This is a genomic window from Streptomyces sp. UW30, from assembly GCF_008042075.1.
Lineage (GTDB): Bacteria > Actinomycetota > Actinomycetes > Streptomycetales > Streptomycetaceae > Streptomyces.
The window spans coordinates 355,464-374,026 of the sequence record NZ_RDBN01000021.1; the positions used below are offsets into that span (position 1 = coordinate 355,464).

Here is an 18,563-nt window from a genome sequence, read left to right on the forward strand (position 1 = left end):
GATCCACGACCGGCCGTCCGAGTCCGTGAGCAAGGTGTCGGTGCCCCGCCGGTAGCGGCCGGTCCGCTCGCCGGGTTCGAGCAGGGCGGGCGGGCTCAGGTAGACCCAGGCGGCGTCGGCGTGGGCCCGGCAGGTCCTCAGCTGGGCGATTCGACGATGGCGTTGGAGGTGGCCACGGGTTCGACGGCCACGGCTTCGGCGACGGCGGTTTCGACGATGGCGTTGGAGGTGGCCACGGGTTTGACGGCCACGGAGGCGGCGACCACGGAGGCGGCGGTCACGGCGTCGGTGACGGCGGTTTCGGTGACGGCAGTTTCAGCCACGCCGGTTTCGACGACGGCGGTTTCGACGATGCCGCGCATGACGATCGCCGTGCTCGGCGCCACCGGCATGGTCGGCAGCCGGGTGATCGCCGAGGCGGCCGCGCGGGGACACCGGGTGCTCGCCCTGTCCCGGAAACCCGGGGATGCCGAAAAGCCCCGGGACGGCGACCCGAACGTGACCCCGCTCGCGGTCGACGCGAGCGACCCGGACGCCGTACGCGAGGCACTCTCCACCTCCGCCCCGACGGGCGCCCCGGACGCCGTCGTCCTGTCCGTGCGGACCTTCCCGCCCGACAGCGAGTTCCTGGTCGACGCCACCCGCACGCTGCTGGACGCCGCCGCCCGTCTCGGCACGCGGGTGCTGGTGGTCGGCGGTGCCGGCGCCCTGCGCAGCCCCGAGGACCCCGACCTGCCGGTGGCCGACAACCGGGCGTATGTGCCCGCCGAGTACCGGGCGGTGGCGCTCGCCGGAATCGCCCAGCTGAGGACCTGCCGGGCCCACGCCGACGCCGCCTGGGTCTACCTGAGCCCGCCCGCCCTGCTCGAACCCGGCGAGCGGACCGGCCGCTACCGGCGGGGCACCGACACCTTGCTCACGGACTCGGACGGCCGGTCGTGGATCAGCGCGGAGGACCTGGCGGTGGCGCTGGTCGACGAAGTCGAGACCCCCGGCACGGAGCGCCACATCACGGTCGTCCACCGGACATCGACGTGACCGTGGATGTGGCAGCCGTCGGATGTCGGGCCCGTGGTCAGGGGGCGGACGGCACTCGGGTACCCGTCTGCCGCAACGCCCGCCCGAGCGAGCCTCATCCGTCCCTGGTCGCGGCCAGGATCAGCGCCTGCAACTGCGCGGCGGTCCGGTCGAGGGGCTCGGTGCTGCGTTTGGCACGGCACATCGCCACAGTCCCCTCGACGGCCGCGACGACGAGGGTCGCCAGCTGCGCCGCCTGCTCGGGCTCGGCGCCGTGCTCGCGCAGCGATCCGGCGAGCAGTCCCTCCCACTCGTCGAAGACCTCGGCGGCTGCCAGCAGGGCGGCGGGCGTCTCGTCGGAGGGCGGTTCCTCGATGGATACGGCGAGCACGGGACAGCCGGCCCGGAAGTCCGTGTCGACGACGATCTTGCGCCACAGTCCGAGGAACGCGCGCAACCCGGCGACCGGCCCGGCATCGAGTTCCTTGCGCAGGCTCCGGGCGACCCAGGTGCCGGTGTGGCGCACGGCCTCGGTCGCCAACTGCTGCTTGCCGTCCGGGAAGTAGTGATACGTCGAGCCGAGTGGCGCGCCCGCGTGCTTGGCCATCTCGCGGATGCTCGTCGCGTTCAGACCGCGCCGGCTGATCATGTCGGCCGCGCCGGCCACGATCCGCTCCCGGGCCGTCGGGCTGGGCTTGCTCACGTACGCGGTCCCTTCTGACCCACTGGCTATAACGACCGTCATAGTCTAGCGTGGCCGCCGTCTATAACGACTGTCATAGACCGTTGCCGTCCGCGCACGGGACGAAGAAGGAAGAGGTGTGCCCATGCCGATGATCCGGCTCACGGCTCCGGCCGGTGCCCTGACCGACCAGGGCCTGGAAAGCGTCCAGCGCGACCTGGCCGCCGTACTGCTGCGCTGGGAGGGAGCGCCCGACACGGCGTTCTTCCGCGCCCAGGCATGGAGCTACCTCGTCGAACTGCCACCCGGTGCCCAGATCACCGCCGAGGACGACAGGCCGCGCTTCCTGGTGGAGGTCACCGTGCCGCAGGGTGCCCTCTCCGAGCGCCGCAGGGCGGGCCTGGTCGAGGAGGTGACGAAGACCGTTCTGTCGGCCGCCGGCCTTGCCGCCGAGGAGGCCCTGCGGGTGTGGGTGCTGGTGCATGAACAGCCCGACGGCACCTGGGGCGCGGGCGGCTCCGTCATCCGCCACGCCGACCTGGTCGCCCTGGCGAAGGGGCAGCGGACTGATGCGTGAACTCACCTACGTGGCCCGGCGCACCGTCGAGTGGCGCGAGGCACCGGACCCGAAGCTCGACTCCGACGCCGAGGCGATCGTCGCGCCGGTCGCCGCGACCCCGTGCGACGTGGACTCGGCGATCCTGGCGGGACACGGCTTCGTCGACCCGCCGTTCGCCCTGGGCCACGAATGCGTGGCAAGGGTCGTGGACGTCGGCGACACGGTCACCACAGTCGCCCCCGGCGACCTGGTCGTCGTCCCCTGGTCCATCAACTGCGGCACCTGCGACCGCTGCCGCGCCGGACTGACCGCGCACTGCGCCACCGTGCCCTACATGGCGATGTACGGCGCCCCGATCGGCGGCACCTGGGGCGGACTCTTCTCCGACCTGGTCCGGGTCCCCTACGCCGACGCCATGCTCGTCCCCCTGCCCGCCGGTCTCGACCCGGTCGCCATGGCCTCGGCCAGCGACAACTGGTCCCTGGCCTGGCGTCTGGTCGCCCCACACCTCGAGTCCCGCCCCGGCGCCCGGGTCCTGGTCGTCGCCCGGGGCAGCATCGGCCTGTACGTCTGCGACATCGCCCGCGCGCTGGGCGCCTCGGACGTCCTCTACGTCGACCCCGACCCCGACCACCGCACGATCGCGCGCGGGTACGGCGCCGACACGACCGAGTCTCTCGACCCGCTGCCCCAGGGCTTCGACATCGCCGTGGAGGCCACCGGCCGCGTCGACCAACTCGCCCTGACCGTCAAGTGCCTGACCCCGGAGGGCATCTGCGAGAGCGCCGGCAACCACTTCCGCCCCGGCGAACTCCCCCTCCTCGACATGTACCTCACCGGCATCACCCTGCGCATCGCCCGCGACAACGTCCGAGCCCACATCCCCTCCGCCCTGACCCTGGCCGCGTCCGGCAAGGTCGCCCCGGAGAAGGTGGTCTCCCACGTCATCGACTGGGAGGACCTGCCGACTGCACTCCCGGAGAAGCACCTGAAGCCGGTGTTCGTACGGTCCGAGGTCTGACCGCACGCGCTCCCGGCCGCTCAGGGAATCAGAAAGCCGACCAGCAGGGCGAGGGGCAGAAAGATCAAGGGCGCCGACATCAGCCAGCCCATGCGCGAGGACGTTCGCGAGCCGATGAGGACGCAGAACGGCCCCATGAGGAGCAGGTAGAAGAAGAACACCGCGAAGACGATGAAACCCGCACCCGACCCCAAAGCGTCCTCCCCGGCTCCGGTACGGCTCTCGTCTCCGCACCCCGCAATTTGAACACGTTCAAATGCGGCCTGTCCAGGACGCCGGCGCAACACGAAGGGCGGGGTTCGAGAAACCCCGCCCGCCACGTTCACCCCTTGACCGCAGAGCTGGCCACTCCCTGCACGAACCACCTCTGGAAGAACGCGAAGACGATCAGGACGGGCAGGACGAGGAGGACGCCGAAGGCGAGGATCTGGCCCCAGTCCGGGGGCTGTTGGCCCTGGAAGACGCTCATCTCCAGGGGGAGGGGGCGCACGGAGGGGTCGGAGACCATCAGGACCGGCCACAGGAAGGAGCCCCACTGGGTGAGGAAGGTGAGGATCGCGACCGAGGCGAACGCCGGCTTGGACATCGGGACGATGATCGCGAAGAAGGTGCGCCAGGGGCCCGCGCCGTCCAGCCGGGCAGCCTCCTCGATGCTCGGCGGGATCGAGCGGAAGAACGTGTGGAACTGGTATATCGAGAAGGCGTTGGCGATGAACGGGACCGCCTGGATGTAGAGGGTGTTGCGCTGGTCGTTGAACATGTAGAAGAGCGGCACAGCCACCGACTCGAACGGCACCAGCATCAGGAGCAGGACAAGGGTGAAGACGGCTTCCCGGCCGCGCCACTTCAGCCGTGACATGCCGTACGCAGCCATCGAGTTGACGAACAGGCCGCCGGTCACCACGACGAACGCGACGAGCAGCGAGATGCCCATGAAGCGCCAGAAGTAGCCGGTGCTGTCGGAGTTGAGGGCGTCCAGGACATGCGCGTAGTTGTCGAAGGACAGGTGGTCGGGGAGGAAGCCGGTCAGGCCGTTCAGTACCTCGTCGGAGGGCTTGAGGCTGCCCAGGAGCAGATACAGGACGGGCAGCACGAAGATGAACGCCAGGACGCTGAGGACTGCGTAGTCGGCGGCGCGGCGCAGGGGGGCGCGGGTCGTGGCCATGGTCGGTGTCAGTCCTCGTTGTCGGGCCGGACGACGCGGCGCTGGATGAGGGTCAGGGCGACGACGATCAGGAAGAAGACGACGGTGATCGCGGACGCCTGGCCGATGTTGTTCTGGTCGAAGGCGGTGGTGACGGCCTGGTACATGACCGTGCGGGTGGCGTCCTCGTCGAGGCCGCCGCCGTGGATGAGGACGTAGACCTGGTCGAAGACCCGGAAGGACAGCACCGAGGTGAGCAGCGCGACGAAGACGAGGGTGCCGCGGATGCCGGGCAGGGTGACGTGGCGGAACTGCTGCCAACGCGTGGCCCGGTCGAGCTCGGCGGCCTCGTAGAGCTCGCCGGGTATCTGCTGGAGGCCGGCCAGCAGGATGACCATCTGGAAGCCCACCCCCTGCCACACCGACAGCACGATGATCGAGGCCATCGCGGTGGCGCCGTCGCCGAGCCAGTCGAAGGCCCCCCAGTTGCCGAAACTCACCGCGTGCAGCGCGGAGTTGAGCAGACCCTGGTCGCTGCGGGCCAGGATGAGCCGCCAGATCACGGCGACGAGCGTCATCGGGAAGACGACCGGCATGAAGAAGAGCGAGCGGAACAGGCCGATGGCCTTCAGCTTGCGGTTGAGCAGGATGGCCAGGGCCAGCGCCAGGCCCGTCTGGAGCGGCACGACGACCACGGCGAAGGTCAGGTTGTTGAGCAGCGCCCGCAGGAACGGGCCGGACAGGTCCGGGTCGGTGAACAGCCGCCGGTACTGCTCCAGGCCGAAGAAGGTCGGTGCGAGCGGGGAGCCGAGGCGCACGTTGTAGAAGGAGAGGACGACGGCGTAACCGAACGGAATGCCGACGAAGGCGATGAGCCCGGCGACGGCGGGCACCGACATCAGCAGTCCGTGCAGCCGGTCGCGGTTCCTGGGCCGGCGGCGCGTCGGCCGAGCGGTCTTCTCGGCGGTCATGGACGGGGTCCGCTCCCGGTCAGGGGCCGCGGTGTGCGCGGGTTCCACGATGTTCACGGGGGAGTCCTGTTCCCGGCGCGGCGGGCAGCGTCTGCGCGTGCCCGCCGCGGCCGACACGGTCCTACGGGATCTTGTAACCGGCGTTGTCGGAGAAGTCCTGGTCGATGGCGCGGGCGGCCTTCGCCAGGGCGCTCTTCGGGTCGCCGCCGCCGTAGATCGAGTTCAGGGCCTCGCCGAACTTGGCGGTGACCGTGGGGTATCCGGCGGTGACCGGGCGGGTCACGGCGACGCACGACTTGGTGATGTCGCTGTCGCCGCACGGCTTGGCGAGCTGGTCGGCGTAGAGCTGCAGCGGGCCGCCCTGCTGGTACAGGGGGCTCGCGGCGAGCGCGGACTTCGTCGCCGGGGGTGCGCCGTTCGCCGTCGTCATCGCGGTGACGTTGGTGTCGTCGAGGAGGTAGTCGAGGAACGCGCCGGCGGCCTTGCCGTTCTCGGAGCCCGCGCCGATGCCCCAGGCCCATGAACCCTGGCCGGTCTTGGGCCCGTTGCCGAAGTCGGGCAGCGGCAGCACCACGAGGTCCTTGCCGAGGGCCTTGCTGTAGGCGGGGTACATCCAGTGGCCGACCCAGCTCAGTGCGACGCGGCCCTTGGCGAAGGCGTTGCCGTCGGTGTTGGGGTCGACGTACGTCTTCCAGGACTGGACGGTCTTCATCGCCTTCACCACGGCCGGGGAGTCGAGGGCGCCCTCGGCCTTGCCGTCCTTCAGCAGGGCGCCGCCGGCCGACCAGACGACCGGGGAGAAGCCGTAGGTGCCCCACTCGGTGGCGAGGCCGTTGTTCTCCTGGAGGTCGAGCGTCCTGCCGTCGGAGTCCTTGGCCCCCAGCGCCTTGAGCGCGGCAGTGAACCGCTCCGCCGTCCAGTCGTCGGACAGGCCCGTCGGGTACTTCACGCCGGCCGCGTCCAGCAGCTTCCTGTTGCCGTAGATGCCGAGGCCCGAGTCGTACATGCCCAGGCCGTAGTGCTTGCCGTTGATCTCGCCCTGCGCCTTGCCGGCGGCGGTGGCGTTGGCCAGCGTCTTCGACGAGACGTATCCGTCGATCGCGGCGAGCTTCTTGTTGTAGACGAAACTCGCCATGGTCGGGCCGTCGAACTCCATCACGTCCGGCAGCTGGGAGGCGTCGGTGGCGGTGATGGTCTTGGTGTAGTCGTTGCCCGGTATGAGCTTCAGCTCGACCTTGATCTTGTCCTGGGAGGAGTTGAAGGACTTCACCGCGTTCTGCAGCGCGGTGTCCTCGCTCTTCTGTCCCTGGTGGGCCCAGACCTTGATCGTGCCCTTGCCGCTGCCCGCCGCGGCGGAGGTGTCGCCGCCGCTGCCGCCGCCACAGGCGGCCAGGGCCGCGAGGGGCAGGACGAGGGCCAGTCCGGTACAGGCCGTGCGGCGGTGCCTTCTCTTGGTCGAGCTCATGGTTGATGCCTCCGTGCGGTGCGAGGGTTCGTGGTGCGCTGGGGCTTTCCGGCGTGGGGAGTGGAGCCGTGGGGCCTGGACGGCCGTAGAGGAGCTACTGGGGTCCGCGCGGGCGTGGCGGGGCGGTCGTCTCGCGCAGGACGAGACGGATGGGCATCTGCACGTGCCCGGATCGCTCGGTGCCCGGCTCGTCGAGCTGCCGCAGCAGCAGCCGGGCGGCCTCGGCGCCCTGCCCTGCGACCGGCTGGGCGACGGTGGTCAGCCCGATCACGTCGGCGAGTTCGTGATCGTCGAAGCCGACCACGGATACGTCGTCCGGCACCTTCAGCCGGTGCCGCCGCAGGGCACGCAGCGCGCCCATCGCCATCTCGTCGGACTGGGCGAACACGGCCGTCGGAGGCCGGGAGGCGGCGAGCAGTGCGGTCATGGCCCGCTCGCCGCCCTCGACCGTGTAGTCGCCGTCCGCCTCCAGGGCCGGGTCGTGCTCTATCCCGGCGTCGGCCAGCACGTCCAGGTACGCCTGGCGGCGCGCGACGGGTGTGGTCCAGTGCTGCGGCCCGCTGGACCCGCTGATCATGCCGATCCGGCGGTGGCCGAGGTTCACCAGATGCCGTACGGCGCTCTCCGCGCCGGCCCGGTCGTCGATGCCGACCACGGTGAAGCCTGGCCGGGCGCCGCCGACCGTACTGGCCAGGGGCACGCCGAGCGAACGCAGCGCGGCCGACTCCTCCTCGTCGGGGATGAGCAGCGACAGCACGGCGTCCACCCGCTTGCGGACCGGCATGTTGGTGAAGAAGCGCTTGCGTGTCTCCGGCGAGCCCAGGTTGTACAGCAGGACGTCGTACCCGGCGGCGCTGAACACGTGCTCGGCGGCGTCCAGCACGGTGCCGAAGAACCAGCGGCCCACGTACGGGACCACGACCCCGATGGTGAAGGTGCGCCCGCTGGCCAGGCTGGACGCCGAGCGGGATGCCGTATAGCCGAGCTGTGCGGCGACGGCCGTGATCTGAGCGCGCACCTCGTCGGAGACGCCCGCCCGGCCGCGCAGGGCGCGGGACACGGTGGACGCCGAGACTCCTGCGGCGCGCGCGACATCGGTGATGCTGACGGTCACAGCGTTCTTCTCCCGTCGGTTTCACGTCGGTGTGAGCTGGAGGTGACGTGACCGTAAACCCGGCTTCGTTGTTGCGCAAGCGTTTGCGTTCGGTTTTACTTGGGCCGATTCTTAAGCGAGACCTTCGAGGTCAATGGTCAGCGCACGCGTTTGAGCGCTGCGAGCCGACAGGAACTGCGCATGCGATACGCCCCGCCCGGCCTCTGCGTGAACGACTTCGCCCTGCTCCGCGATGACGACGGCACCTACACGGTGCTGCACCTGCAGGGCCCGTGGACGGCTGAGTTCGACCACCTGAGGATGGAGACCTCGTACGGCAGGGCCACCTCCACCGACCTGGTCCGCTGGAAGCCGGAAGGCACTGCCTTCGGAAACGGCCTGCCCGGTCGCTTCGACCAGCAGGCCGTGTGGACCATGCACCCCATACGCCACGACGCCGGAACGGCGATGTTCTACACGGGAGTGAGCGCACTGACGGCAGGCGGCTGGCCGCTCCAGTCCGTCGGACTGGCCTATTCCGACCGCACCGACGGCACCGGCTGGCGCCGGCACGGCACCGGGCCCGTCGTCGAGGCGGACGCCCGCTGGTACCGCACGGGCGAACGCATGGGCTGGCGGGACCCGTTCGTCGTGCGCGACGACGAGTCGGACGGCTGGGTCATGGTCGTCTGCGCCGCCGACGCCTCCCTGCCCGTCGAGGACAGCGGCTGTGTCGCCTGGGCGACTTCGGACGATCTGGAGCACTGGACCGTGCACCCGCCGCTCATCTCACCGGGCGACGTGGACGAGTTGGAGTGCCCGGTCCTGGAACGCCTCGACGACGGCAGCTGGCTGCTGATCGGATCGATCGGTGCGACACGTGGCTTCGAGGCATGGACCGCGCCGAGGCTGAGGGGGCCGTGGACCCGCCGTGGTCCGCTGGGCCCGACCGGCTCCTACGCCCCGCGCGTCATCGCCGCTCCCGACGGCTCCCGTGTCGTCCTGCACACCACCCCGCGCCGCGTCGATCTCACTGACTCCGGTGAACGCTGCCGCGGCATGCTCGCCCAGCCCAAGTCCCTTGTCGTGCCGGAGGATTCGGCGCCCCGTCTGCAATGGTGGCCCGGCCTGAACGCCTGGCTCGGTGAGGAGACGCAGGAGCCGGTCCTGCACGCGGTCGGCGACATCGGCGTCTGCGGGCGCGTCGAGATCACCCTGCGAACCGGGGACGACGGCCCCGCCCTCGTCGTCGGCTGCGACGGCAAGAACCTCTGGATCACCGGCCCCGCCGGCGTACCGCTGGGCGAGACCGTCCTGACCGAGCCGGCATCCACCTTGCGGATTCTCACCGTCGGCGAGTACGTCGAGGTCTACGCCGACGGCGTCTTCGTCCTGACCACCCTGTGCTACTCGGGCCACCTCGCCCGCTGGACGGCGGTGACGGAAGGACGCACCCGCACCATCCCCGTCCGCCCCGTCCGCCTACCGGATCCCGACCGCGACGACGCCTCCGCCGTATGGCCCGGACCGGCGAGGCCGCAGTGAAAGTCCCCACGACGACGACGGCACCCGACGGCATCCCCAGATGACAAGGGCGGAGCCCGAAAGCCCTGTCCGCACACCATGAAATGGCGTCAGTCAGATGACTCCCAGGAATGGGCCGGCGCATGATCAGCTCAACGCGCCGCCACTGACGAGCAACTGCTGTCCGCTGATCCAACGGGCCAGCTCGCCGGTGAAGAACTCGACCGCGTCCGCGACGTCATCGACCGTTCCCATGCGTGAGCCGAGGGGGCTGGCGTTCTGCACGAGCCGGCGGAGCGGGTCGTCGGCGTTGCTTTCGGTGAAGTAGCCTGCGCCGTCTGTCGCGGTCGGAATGACTGCGTTGACGGTGACCTCTCGTTCGCCGATTTCCTGGGTTTCGGCGTCCCGCAGCTTTCGTGCGGGTCCGGGACCGAATACTGGTCGCCTCGCCGGTGATCGGAGTGCTGTCGCCGTGCATGTACAGGGTCGTGAAGAAGCGGTCCGGAACCCGGGCCGCTCTCTCAGGCGCCTGCGCCGCCGTCGACCGGGACGATCGCGCCGGTCACGTACGAGGCGCGGTCGCTGAGCAGCCACGCGGCCACCTCGGCGACCTCGCGGGGCTGGGCCATGCGGCCGAGCGGGGTCGCCGCGTTGTTGGCCTCGACGATGCCCGGGGTCGCCGCCTCCCACTCGTCGATCATCTCGGTGGCGGTGCCGCCGGGGGTGATGCCGTTGACCCGGATGCCCTCACGGCCCCAGGTCACGGCGGCGGTCTCGGTGATGCTGTTGAGCGCGCGCTTCATGGCGGCGTAGGCGGGCAGGACGGGGTTCGCGCGGCGGCTGCCGATGCTGGAGGTGTTGACGATCGCCCCGCCGCCGGTGCGGCGCATGAGTGCGGCCTCGGCGGTCATGGCGGTCCAGTGCGAGCGGAAGTTGACGCCGAACTGCGCGTCGATGTCCTCGTCGCTGGTGGTGTCGAGCGGCCCGGGCTGCTGGATCACCGCGCCGTTGTTGAAGGCGCCGTCGAGGCGTCCGTGCAGTTCCTCGACGCGGTCGACCGCTGCCCGGATGCTCGCGGGGTCGGCGAGGTCCAGGGTGACGGCGTCGGCGACGCCGCCCTCGGCGCGGATCTCCTTCACGATGCGCTCGAGGGCGTCGGTGCCGCGGGCGGCGAGCACGACGGCGGCGCCCTCGGCAGCGAAGAGCCGGGCGGCGGCCGCGCCGATGCCGCGGCTGGCGCCGGTGATGAACAGGACCTTGCCGGTGAGCAGGCCGATGGGTGCGCTGTCGGTGGTGTGCGTGTGGTTCGTCATGACACCCAGCGTCCGACCGGCCCCGGGCCGGATACAGGCACAGGCTGTACCAGGATCCGTCGCCGCGCCGCGCGCACACTGGGCGTATGGACAAGCAGGAACTCGGGGCGTTCCTCCGCAGCCGCCGCGAGCGGCTCCGCCCGCAGGACGTCGGCCTCCCCTCCGGACCGCGCCGCCGCACACCAGGTCTTCGCCGCGAGGAAGTGGCGGTCCTCGCGCACATCTCCACCGAGTACTACATCCGCCTCGAACAGGGCAGGGCCCCACGCCCCTCGGGCGACGTCCTGGCCGCGATCACGGGCGCGCTGCGGCTCACAGACATCGAGTCCGACCACCTCCACGTCCTCGCCGGCACCGCGCCGAACCGTACCGGACTGCACCGGCGCGACGTCCGCCCCAGCATCCTCGCGCTCCTGGAGAGGCTGCCGCAGACGGCCGGCTTCGTGATGTCCGCCGCGTTCGAGGTCCTCGCCTGGAACGACCTCGCCGCCGCGCTCATGGAGGACTTCGCCCCGCTCGCCCCCAAGGACCGCAACCTCGCACGCCGGGCCTTCCCCGGGCCGCAGCGTGCCGATACGACGCTCTACGGGATCTCCGACGCCGCCGAGTTCCGGCTGAGCGTCGTGATGCAGCTCCACGCCACCCTCGCCCGCTACCCCACCGATCCCGCAGTGACCGGCCTCGTCGACGAACTCCACGACGCCAGCCCCGACTTCGCCCGGCTCTGGGAACGGCACGATGTACAGGCCGCCCCGATGCTCACGAAGACCTTCCACCACCCGGCCGTCGGCGAGGTCACCGTCGACTGCGACACGCTCACCCTCACCGACCGCGACCCAGTACCTCGTGCTCTTCACCGCGCCGCCGGGATCGTCCGGCGCCGATGCGCTGGCACTTCTGAACGTACTTGGCGCCGAGACCAGTGACTACCTGCGGTAGCGCCGCAGCCGGCCACGGCGGAACACCTGCGCCGGCAGGGGCGACTCGCCGTCGTCGGGGAGATGTCGGGCCAGCTGGAATCCTCCGCCCGCCAGTACGAACTCCTCGCCTTGGACGAGCGCTTGAGCCCTCGTGACCGTGCCAGGGCGCGACTCTGGGTGGGTACGGCGCTGAGCAAAGAGGGCAACAACGAGTACGCATCCTTCTGTCGTATGAGGCGACCCGGAAGGATGGGCTGTCCGTCCTCGATCAGGCGGCACAGATGGCCCGCCAGTAGGGACTGAGCCACGAGCTGCGCAGTATCGAGGGCATCCGAAACGACCAGCAGGGATGAGCCGGGGAGTGCCAGTGCCGGAGCACGAGCAGCGCCAGATCACCGACGAGCAGTTCCACGACGCGACGCTGATCTGGAACTACCACCAGATGGGCCACGAGCAGCGGCCCTGCTCGGCGGCGATCGGCTTGGGCAGCCACGACCTCGGCGTCGCCACCACGGCCGTAGACCTCTTCCGCACCGGCCTCTTCCCGGTTGTGGTCTTCAGCGGCGGCAACAGCCCCACCACCCGGGCCCGCTTCCCGCGCGGCGAGGCCGTCCACTACCGCGAGCACGCCCTCGGCCTGGGTGTACCGGAAGAGGCGATCCTGGTCGAGCCGAAGGCGGCCAACACCGGCCAGAACATCACCTTCTCCCGCGAGCTGCTGGCCGAGGCCGGCATCGCGGTCGAGTCGCTGCTGCTGATCTCCAAGCCGTACATGGAGCGCCGCTCGTACGCGACCTGCCGCAAGCTGTGGCCCGAGGTGGACGTCGTGTGTGCCTCCGAGCCGCTGGAGTTGGACGATTACATCAAGTCCATCGGCGACGAGAAGCTCGTCGTGGACATGCTGGTGGGCGATCTGCAACGGGTGATCGAGTATCCGAAGCTCGGCTTCGCCGTCGAGCAGGAAGTGCCAGCGGATGTGTATGACGCTTACGAGCGACTTGTGCGGGCCGGGTTCGACAGCCGTCTCGTCACTGGCTGACGGGGACTCAGTCTCGAAGGTTTTTGACCATGACCGCGTACACCGGTGAGTCGGCGAACGGCTGCTGCTCGCCGACTCTGGCATATCCCCATGTCTCGTAGAGCGCCTTGACCTTGGGGTGTGTGACGTCGACCAGTAGCACGGCGAGGTCTTCCGTACGTTCCTTGAGTAACGCCTCGTGCAGGCGGTCGGCGATTCCCTGCTTGCGCCAGCTTGGGCGCACCATCACCTCGGAGACCGCGTAGGTGGAGGAGTAGCCGTTGTTCGGCTCGTACGTGGTGGAGCGCCACCATTCCCGGCCCGGTGCGAGTGGGGCGCCGTAGGCGAAGCCGACCGGTTCGTCTTCGTCGTACGCCACCACGCAGGAGAAGCCGTCCATGCCGGTCCAGTGGTCGACGAACCAGGGGAATCGCTGGTGGAAGGGGTCGTCCATCTGGTCGGCGTAGGCGTCGGCGTGTACGTCGATGAGTATCTGCTGGAAGCCTTCGGGGAGGTTTCCGTGCTGGAGGTGACGCAGGTCGGTCACGCTCGGCTCCATTCGGTTCGCATACGGTCTGCCCAGTCTCGTGCGTAGGAGGCGGAGGGGGCCATGACGAACAGGCCCCGGTGGTAGTCGCCCATGAGCGTGCGCATACGGCCGGGCAGTGGGGCGCCATCCATGATCGTGAAGACTTCGGTGGCTGAGGCCGTGGCCTGTTCGGCCTCTCTCTGGTGGAGCTGTGCGAGGGCGAGTTGGGCGGTCGCAAGGGCCCTGTTGCGCCGGAAGGTGGTCGGGATCCTGGCCAGAGCGCGGTGTGCCATGGCTTCGGCGTGACCGTCTCCCGCGACCGGCAGGTCGTCTGGCTCGGGAACCCGAAGGGCCCACAGTGGCCGCTACCCTCCTGAGACGGCCGCCACCGACGCGAGGAACGCCAGGGTGGACGACGAACCGCTGACGGACTGGGCGGAACGCCGTGACGCGAGGGTTGGCCGCCTGCGAGCCGTGCCCGGCGACGGGCCCAGGGCATCGCATCTGAATCCGGATGTGCTCCGCGCCATTGAGCGCTGGAACGGGCACACCTGGGAGCTGTCGGGTTCGCCGCCAGCCTGGCCGAGGCCAAAGCCATCCCGTACCCGGAGGCCAGCGAGGCGGCGTCTCCAGGGCCGGTGCCGGGGGCGCCGCCCTGCATGTCCTTCGCCGAGGCGGTGGTTGCGCGGGATCAATGCTTACTTGCCCTCATTGCCTCCTGGCCGCCGCTCCCGGCACACATGACAAAGGGCGGGACCCGAAAGCCCCGCCCGCACCAAACGAAACCCCAGCTCAGGGCCAGACAAGGCAATAAGGCTGATGCCCCGCCTCATGCAACCGATGGCTGAAGTCCTGCCACTCATGCAGCAGTTGGTACACATTGAACGCGTCCCGGGGTCCACCCCGATCCGGCACCGTCGACCAGATGAACGCGGCCGCGCCGACCGCTTCTTCTCCTATGCCCCGCAGCGGGTCGACGACCGTCATCGGCAGCTTGACGACCGCGTAGTCGGGGTGCAGGACGACAAGCTCCAGCGGGGGCACCTTGTGCAGGGGCACGCCCTCGATGCCGGTCAGCACCATCGCGGCCATGGTCTCCGGCTTGATCTTGGTGAACATGCCGTTCATGCCGAGCTCGTCGCCGCCCAGTTCCTCGGGACGCATCGAGATGGGGACGCGGGCCGCGGTGGCGCCGTCCGGCGCGCCGAAGTACTTGTACGTCACCCCCACCCGACCACCATTCCTGCWCCCCGCCCGCAGGCGGTCGACCCGGCTGTCGATCCGCCGGTCGATCGGCTCGTGCTCGCTCGGTACACCCGTTGCATCTGGCATACCTGGTACAACGTGTCCCTGGCGTGCTTCGTTCGAATCCTCCGCGTCGCGCCGGTGCTTTCCCCCTCGGGCACGTCGAGGACCCAGGTCATCAGTCCCCTCGCCCACTCCGCCACCGCGATGCATATCTCCACCCGACTGCTTTTCTAGGACGCGCAGGCCCCGCCGCGCAACCCGATCATCGTGTCAGTGACCTCCCCCACGGCCGCCCGCCGAAACGTGCGCTGAAACACCTGTCCGCGGGATCTTTTCAGTCCCCGACCACCACGCCCCGCATGAGCTGTGTGTATCACGTCCAGTCTCGCAGATTCACGGAGAGGTGACGGTTTCGGCGGGCCAGGGGCGGGGGAGGACCGGGTGACCGGTTCCCCGGGCGGTAGCGCCCCGCTGTCGTCGTCGCCCTCTGGCCTACCCTGAGGAGGTCACTGGCAACCGGAGTCCGAGATCATCGGAGTAGGTCAGAGAAGGTCGGAGTAGTCGCAGGCCATGAGCGAAGCGCCCTCTTCAGGAACGCCCTATCCATACGATGCGCCTGCCTCGCAGGCTCTGTTCGACCGTGCGGCCGCCGTCACGCCGGGCGGCGTGAACTCCCCGGTGCGCGCCTTCCGCGCCGTGGGCGGTACGCCCCGGTTCATGGTGTCCGGCACCGGTCCGTACCTGACCGACGCCGACGGGCGTGAGTACGTCGACCTCGTCTGCTCCTGGGGACCCATGATCCTCGGGCACTCCCAGCCGGACGTGATCGCGGCCGTCCAGGACGCGGTGTCCCGCGGTACGTCCTTCGGTACGCCCGGTGAGGGCGAGGTCGCGCTCGCCGAGGAGATGACCGACCGGATCGCCCCGCTGGAGCAGGTGCGGCTCGTCTCCAGCGGCACCGAGGCCACCATGTCCGCCATCCGGCTCGCCCGCGGGTTCACCCGGCGGACCAAGGTGATCAAGTTCGCCGGCTGCTACCACGGGCACGTCGACTCGCTGCTCGCCGCCGCCGGGTCGGGCGTCGCCACCTTCGCCCTTCCCGACACGCCCGGCGTCACCGGCGCCCAGGCCGGCGACACCATCGTCCTGCCGTACAACGACCTGGAGTCCGTGCACGAGGCCTTCCACCGCCACCCCGGTGAGATCGCCTGCGTCATCACGGAGGCCTCGCCCGGCAACATGGGCGTCGTCCCGCCGCTGCCCGGCTTCAACCAGGGCCTGAAGGACGCCTGCCACAAGAACGGCGCCCTGTTCATCTCCGACGAGGTCATGACCGGCTTCAGGACCAGCCGCGCCGGCTGGTACGGCGTCGACGGGGTCGAGCCCGACCTCATGACGTTCGGCAAGGTGATGGGAGGCGGCTTCCCGGCCGCGGCCTTCGGCGGTCGCGCCGATGTGATGGCCCACCTCGCGCCGGCCGGCCCCGTGTACCAGGCGGGCACCCTGTCCGGGAACCCGATCGCCACCGCCGCGGGACTCGCCCAGCTGCGGCTCCTCGACCAGGCCGCCTACGACAAGGTCGACGCGGTGTCGCAGACCGTCCAGACCCTCGTCACCGAGGCTCTCACCAAGGAAGGCGTCGCGCACCGGCTGCAGAACGCCTCCAACATGTTCTCGGTCTTCTTCACCGACCGTGAGGTCCGCAACTACGAGGACGCCAAGCGGCAGGAATCCTTCCGCTTCACCGCCTTCTTCCACTCGATGCTGGCGCAGGGCGTCTATCTGCCGCCCTCGTCCTTCGAGTCCTGGTTCGTGTCCACGGCACACGACGAGCAGGCGGTCCAGCGCATCGCCGACGCCCTCCCGGCGGCGGCCCGAGCGGCGGCGGAGGCCACGGCGGCATGACCGACAACCCCATGACCGAGACCACCATGAACGACGGCGCCCCGACCGACGACGGCGACATCACCGTCGTCCACGTCCTGCGGCACGGCGAGGTGGCCAACCCGGACGGGATCCTCTACGGCCGTCTCGCGGGCTACCACCTGTCCGAGCTCGGCCGGCAGATGGCCGACCGGGTCGCCGAGCACCTCGCCCCCCGCGACGTCACGTACGTCTGCGCCTCCCCGCTGGAGCGGGCGCAGGAGACCGCGACGCCGATCGCCAAGGCGCACGGGCTGGACCTCGCGACCGACGGCCGACTCATCGAGGCCGGCAACGTCTTCCAGGGCAAGACCTTCGGCGTCGGCGACGGCGCCCTGAAGAAGCCGGCGAACTGGAAGCATCTCGTCAACCCGTTCAGGCCGTCCTGGGGCGAGCCGTACGTCGACCAGGTCATCCGCATGATGGGCGCGCTGGACGCCGCCAAGGACGCCGCGCGCGGGCACGAGGCCGTGCTGGTCAGCCATCAGCTGCCGATCTGGATCGTGCGCAGCTACGTCGAGCGGCGGCGGCTGTGGCACGACCCGCGCAAGCGGCAGTGCACGCTGGCGTCCCTGACGACCTTCACGTACCAGGGCGACAAGATCGTGTCCGTCGGCTACACCGAGCCCGCCATCGATCTCGTGCCCGCCCACCTCCGCGCCGGCGCCAAGCCGGTGAAGGGGAAGGACAAGGCCTTCGGCGCCTAAGACACGTTTGTGACATTTGTTGCGAATCCTCCGTGATCGGGAGGAACCTCCTCGTTCGTCGTGCCCTCTGACTGGGTGACCACCAGAGCAAGCACGACGGACGGGGCAGCAATGCGCAACTTCAGCCGAAGGGGAGCCATCGGACTCGGTGCCGGAGCGGCCGCCGGCCTCGGACTCGCGGGGTGCGGGACCCTCACCGCATCAGATGGCTCGAACGGGTCTGGAGGTTCCGCGGACGGCGCAGGAAACAAGCCCGGCACCCAGACCAACCGCGCCCGCCCCATAGGCGACGGCTCCACCTCCTACACCGGCAAGCAGCCGGGCCAGCCCGGCAAGCCGCAGCCGTTGGAGCCCGGCCAGGAGCCGCCGCAGTTCGTGATCTTCTCCTGGGACGGCGCCGGCGAGGTCGGCAACGGCCTCTTCCCGCGCTTCCTGGAGCTCGCCAAGGAGCACGAGGCGCACATGACCTTCTTCCTCTCGGGGCTGTATGTGCTGCCCGAGAGCAAGAAGCGGCTCTACGACCCGCCGAACAACCCGCGCGGCGCCTCCGACATCGGCTACCTCACCGACGACCACATCAAGGCGACCCTGAAGGGCGTGCGTCAGGCCTGGCTCGACGGCCATGAGATAGGCACCCACTTCAACGGCCACTTCTGCGGCGGCACCGGGACCGTCGGCAACTGGACCCCGAAGCAGTGGCGCAGCGAGATCGACCAGGCCAAGTCCTTCGTCAAGGAGTGGCGGACGAACTCCGGCTGGACCGATCTGCCGTCCCTGCCCTTCGACTACGACAAGGAGCTCGTCGGCGGCCGCACGCCCTGCCTCCTCGGCCAGGACAACCTGCTGCCCACCGCCCGCGAGCTCGGCTGGCGCTACGACGCCTCCTCGCCCGGCGGCCGTCAGGTGTGGCCGACGAAGAAGCAGGGGCTGTGGGATCTGCCGTTGCAGCAGATACCTTTCCCCGGACGTTCGTTCGAGGTCCTGTCCATGGACTACAACATGCTCGCCAACCAGTCGGTCAACTCCACGAACGCACCCAGCCACAACTACCCGGGCTGGCGTGAGCAGTCGGCGCAGGCGTACATCCAGGGATTCAAGCGGGCATATGAGACAAACCGCGCACCCTTCTTCATAGGCAACCACTTCGAGCAGTGGAACGGCGGCATCTACATGGACGCCGTCGAGGAGGCCCTCAAGCACATCGCACGGGAGAAGGAGAAGGGCGGCGACGTCCGGCTCGTCTCCTTCCGGCAGTTCGTGGACTGGATGGACGTACAGAAGCCGGACGTTCTGGACAAGCTGCGCACTCTGGAGGTCGGGCAGGCGCCGGCCGGCGGCTGGAACGCCTTCATGAAGGGCGGCTCCACGGGCTCCTCCACGAACTCCGCGGACAACACCCAAAACGCCGCCTGAAATGCGCGTTTACGCC

20 protein-coding genes and 2 pseudogenes are annotated in these 18,563 nt (G+C 69.7%); 10 read left to right on the forward strand and 12 right to left on the reverse strand.

The features are described 5' to 3' along the window. Positions 1-137: 137 nt before the first annotated feature. Positions 138-362: a hypothetical protein gene (locus EAO75_RS45745; RefSeq protein ID WP_187284400.1), complete on the reverse strand. Its 225-nt coding sequence runs from the start codon at positions 360-362 to the stop codon at positions 138-140. Between EAO75_RS45745 and EAO75_RS11955 the strand changes: the two genes are divergently transcribed. Next, entirely contained in the window at positions 361-1,038 is a 678-nt protein-coding gene (locus EAO75_RS11955) for an NAD(P)-dependent oxidoreductase (RefSeq protein WP_147995018.1), read from the forward strand. The genes EAO75_RS45745 and EAO75_RS11955 overlap by 2 nt on opposite strands. A gap of 94 nt (positions 1,039-1,132) precedes the next feature. Here the strand turns inward: EAO75_RS11955 and EAO75_RS11960 are convergent, their stop codons facing one another. Continuing rightward, positions 1,133-1,720 (reverse strand): TetR/AcrR family transcriptional regulator, encoded by a 588-nt coding sequence (locus tag EAO75_RS11960; RefSeq protein WP_147995019.1) that lies wholly within the window; start codon positions 1,718-1,720, stop codon positions 1,133-1,135. Positions 1,721-1,844: 124 nt separating this feature from the next. Here EAO75_RS11960 and EAO75_RS11965 point away from each other — a divergent pair, with 124 nt between their 5' ends. Both EAO75_RS11965 and EAO75_RS11970 read left to right on the forward strand, forming a co-directional pair. Then, positions 1,845-2,276: a tautomerase family protein gene (locus EAO75_RS11965; RefSeq protein WP_147995020.1), complete on the forward strand. Its 432-nt coding sequence runs from the start codon at positions 1,845-1,847 to the stop codon at positions 2,274-2,276. Further along, entirely contained in the window at positions 2,269-3,279 is a 1,011-nt protein-coding gene (locus EAO75_RS11970; RefSeq protein ID WP_147995021.1) for a zinc-dependent alcohol dehydrogenase, read from the forward strand. The genes EAO75_RS11965 and EAO75_RS11970 overlap by 8 nt, the downstream gene beginning before the upstream one ends. 20 nt (positions 3,280-3,299) lie before the next feature. Here EAO75_RS11970 and EAO75_RS45750 read toward each other — a convergent pair whose 3' ends face one another. The 5 genes from EAO75_RS45750 to EAO75_RS11990 all read right to left on the reverse strand — a co-directional run bounded on the left by EAO75_RS45750 (position 3,300) and on the right by EAO75_RS11990 (position 7,973). Continuing rightward, positions 3,300-3,473: a hypothetical protein gene (locus EAO75_RS45750; RefSeq protein ID WP_187284402.1), complete on the reverse strand. Its 174-nt coding sequence runs from the start codon at positions 3,471-3,473 to the stop codon at positions 3,300-3,302. Positions 3,474-3,601: 128 nt separating this feature from the next. Next, complete coding sequence (locus EAO75_RS11975) at positions 3,602-4,444, reverse strand: carbohydrate ABC transporter permease (RefSeq protein WP_147995022.1); 843 nt, start codon at positions 4,442-4,444, stop codon at positions 3,602-3,604. A gap of 8 nt (positions 4,445-4,452) precedes the next feature. Continuing rightward, complete coding sequence (locus EAO75_RS11980; RefSeq protein ID WP_261989246.1) at positions 4,453-5,451, reverse strand: carbohydrate ABC transporter permease; 999 nt, start codon at positions 5,449-5,451, stop codon at positions 4,453-4,455. Between the two features lie 64 nt (positions 5,452-5,515). Next, on the reverse strand, positions 5,516-6,859 hold the full coding sequence (locus EAO75_RS11985; protein WP_147995023.1) for an ABC transporter substrate-binding protein: 1,344 nt from the start codon (positions 6,857-6,859) through the stop codon (positions 5,516-5,518). Between the two features lie 94 nt (positions 6,860-6,953). Beyond that, positions 6,954-7,973 carry a LacI family DNA-binding transcriptional regulator gene (locus EAO75_RS11990; protein WP_147995024.1) on the reverse strand — a complete coding sequence of 340 codons (1,020 nt, stop codon included), beginning with the start codon at positions 7,971-7,973 and terminating at the stop codon, positions 6,954-6,956. Between the two features lie 180 nt (positions 7,974-8,153). Between EAO75_RS11990 and EAO75_RS11995 the strand changes: the two genes are divergently transcribed. Further along, positions 8,154-9,497 (forward strand): mucin-1, encoded by a 1,344-nt coding sequence (locus EAO75_RS11995; RefSeq protein ID WP_147995025.1) that lies wholly within the window; start codon positions 8,154-8,156, stop codon positions 9,495-9,497. Between the two features lie 126 nt (positions 9,498-9,623). Here the strand turns inward: EAO75_RS11995 and EAO75_RS12000 are convergent, their stop codons facing one another. Together EAO75_RS12000 and EAO75_RS12005 are read right to left on the reverse strand one after the other, a co-directional pair. Next, positions 9,624-10,070: an SDR family oxidoreductase gene (locus tag EAO75_RS12000; protein WP_147995026.1), complete on the reverse strand. Its 447-nt coding sequence runs from the start codon at positions 10,068-10,070 to the stop codon at positions 9,624-9,626. Beyond that, positions 9,998-10,789, reverse strand: coding sequence for an SDR family NAD(P)-dependent oxidoreductase (locus EAO75_RS12005; protein ID WP_147995027.1), 792 nt, complete (start codon positions 10,787-10,789; stop codon positions 9,998-10,000). Before EAO75_RS12005 ends, EAO75_RS12000 begins: the two co-directional genes overlap by 73 nt. Before the next feature lie 86 nt (positions 10,790-10,875). Between EAO75_RS12005 and EAO75_RS12010 the strand changes: the two are divergent. Both EAO75_RS12010 and EAO75_RS12015 read left to right on the forward strand, forming a co-directional pair. Further along, positions 10,876-11,728 (forward strand): annotated as a pseudogene (locus EAO75_RS12010) (helix-turn-helix transcriptional regulator). Between the two features lie 330 nt (positions 11,729-12,058). Next, complete coding sequence (locus EAO75_RS12015) at positions 12,059-12,748, forward strand: YdcF family protein (protein WP_147995028.1); 690 nt, start codon at positions 12,059-12,061, stop codon at positions 12,746-12,748. A 7-nt stretch (positions 12,749-12,755) separates the two neighbouring features. Here the strand turns inward: EAO75_RS12015 and EAO75_RS12020 are convergent, their stop codons facing one another. Together EAO75_RS12020 and EAO75_RS12025 are read right to left on the reverse strand one after the other, a co-directional pair. Then, on the reverse strand, positions 12,756-13,286 hold the full coding sequence (locus tag EAO75_RS12020) for a GNAT family N-acetyltransferase (RefSeq protein ID WP_147995029.1): 531 nt from the start codon (positions 13,284-13,286) through the stop codon (positions 12,756-12,758). Continuing rightward, positions 13,271-13,558: pseudogene (locus tag EAO75_RS12025) on the reverse strand (XRE family transcriptional regulator); the annotation flags it as partial. The gene EAO75_RS12020 and the pseudogene EAO75_RS12025, both read right to left, overlap by 16 nt. A 106-nt stretch (positions 13,559-13,664) precedes the next feature. Here EAO75_RS12025 and EAO75_RS46540 point away from each other — a divergent pair. Next, complete coding sequence (locus EAO75_RS46540) at positions 13,665-14,000, forward strand: DUF6087 family protein (protein ID WP_261989247.1); 336 nt, start codon at positions 13,665-13,667, stop codon at positions 13,998-14,000. A 48-nt stretch (positions 14,001-14,048) separates the two neighbouring features. Here EAO75_RS46540 and EAO75_RS12035 read toward each other — a convergent pair whose 3' ends face one another. After that, on the reverse strand, positions 14,049-14,486 hold the full coding sequence (locus EAO75_RS12035; RefSeq protein WP_003974483.1) for a hypothetical protein: 438 nt from the start codon (positions 14,484-14,486) through the stop codon (positions 14,049-14,051). 588 nt (positions 14,487-15,074) lie between these two features. Between EAO75_RS12035 and hemL the strand changes: the two genes are divergently transcribed. The 3 genes from hemL (at position 15,075) to EAO75_RS12055 (ending at position 18,547) form a co-directional block, all read left to right on the forward strand. Then, entirely contained in the window at positions 15,075-16,409 is a 1,335-nt protein-coding gene (hemL, locus tag EAO75_RS12045) for a glutamate-1-semialdehyde 2,1-aminomutase (protein WP_147995031.1), read from the forward strand. Beyond that, positions 16,406-17,134, forward strand: coding sequence for a histidine phosphatase family protein (locus EAO75_RS12050; protein WP_261989248.1), 729 nt, complete (start codon positions 16,406-16,408; stop codon positions 17,132-17,134). The genes hemL and EAO75_RS12050 overlap by 4 nt, the downstream gene beginning before the upstream one ends. Positions 17,135-17,245: 111 nt before the next feature. Continuing rightward, positions 17,246-18,547, forward strand: a complete 1,302-nt coding sequence (locus EAO75_RS12055; protein ID WP_147995032.1) for a hypothetical protein — start codon at positions 17,246-17,248, stop codon at positions 18,545-18,547. Positions 18,548-18,563: the final 16 nt, after the last annotated feature.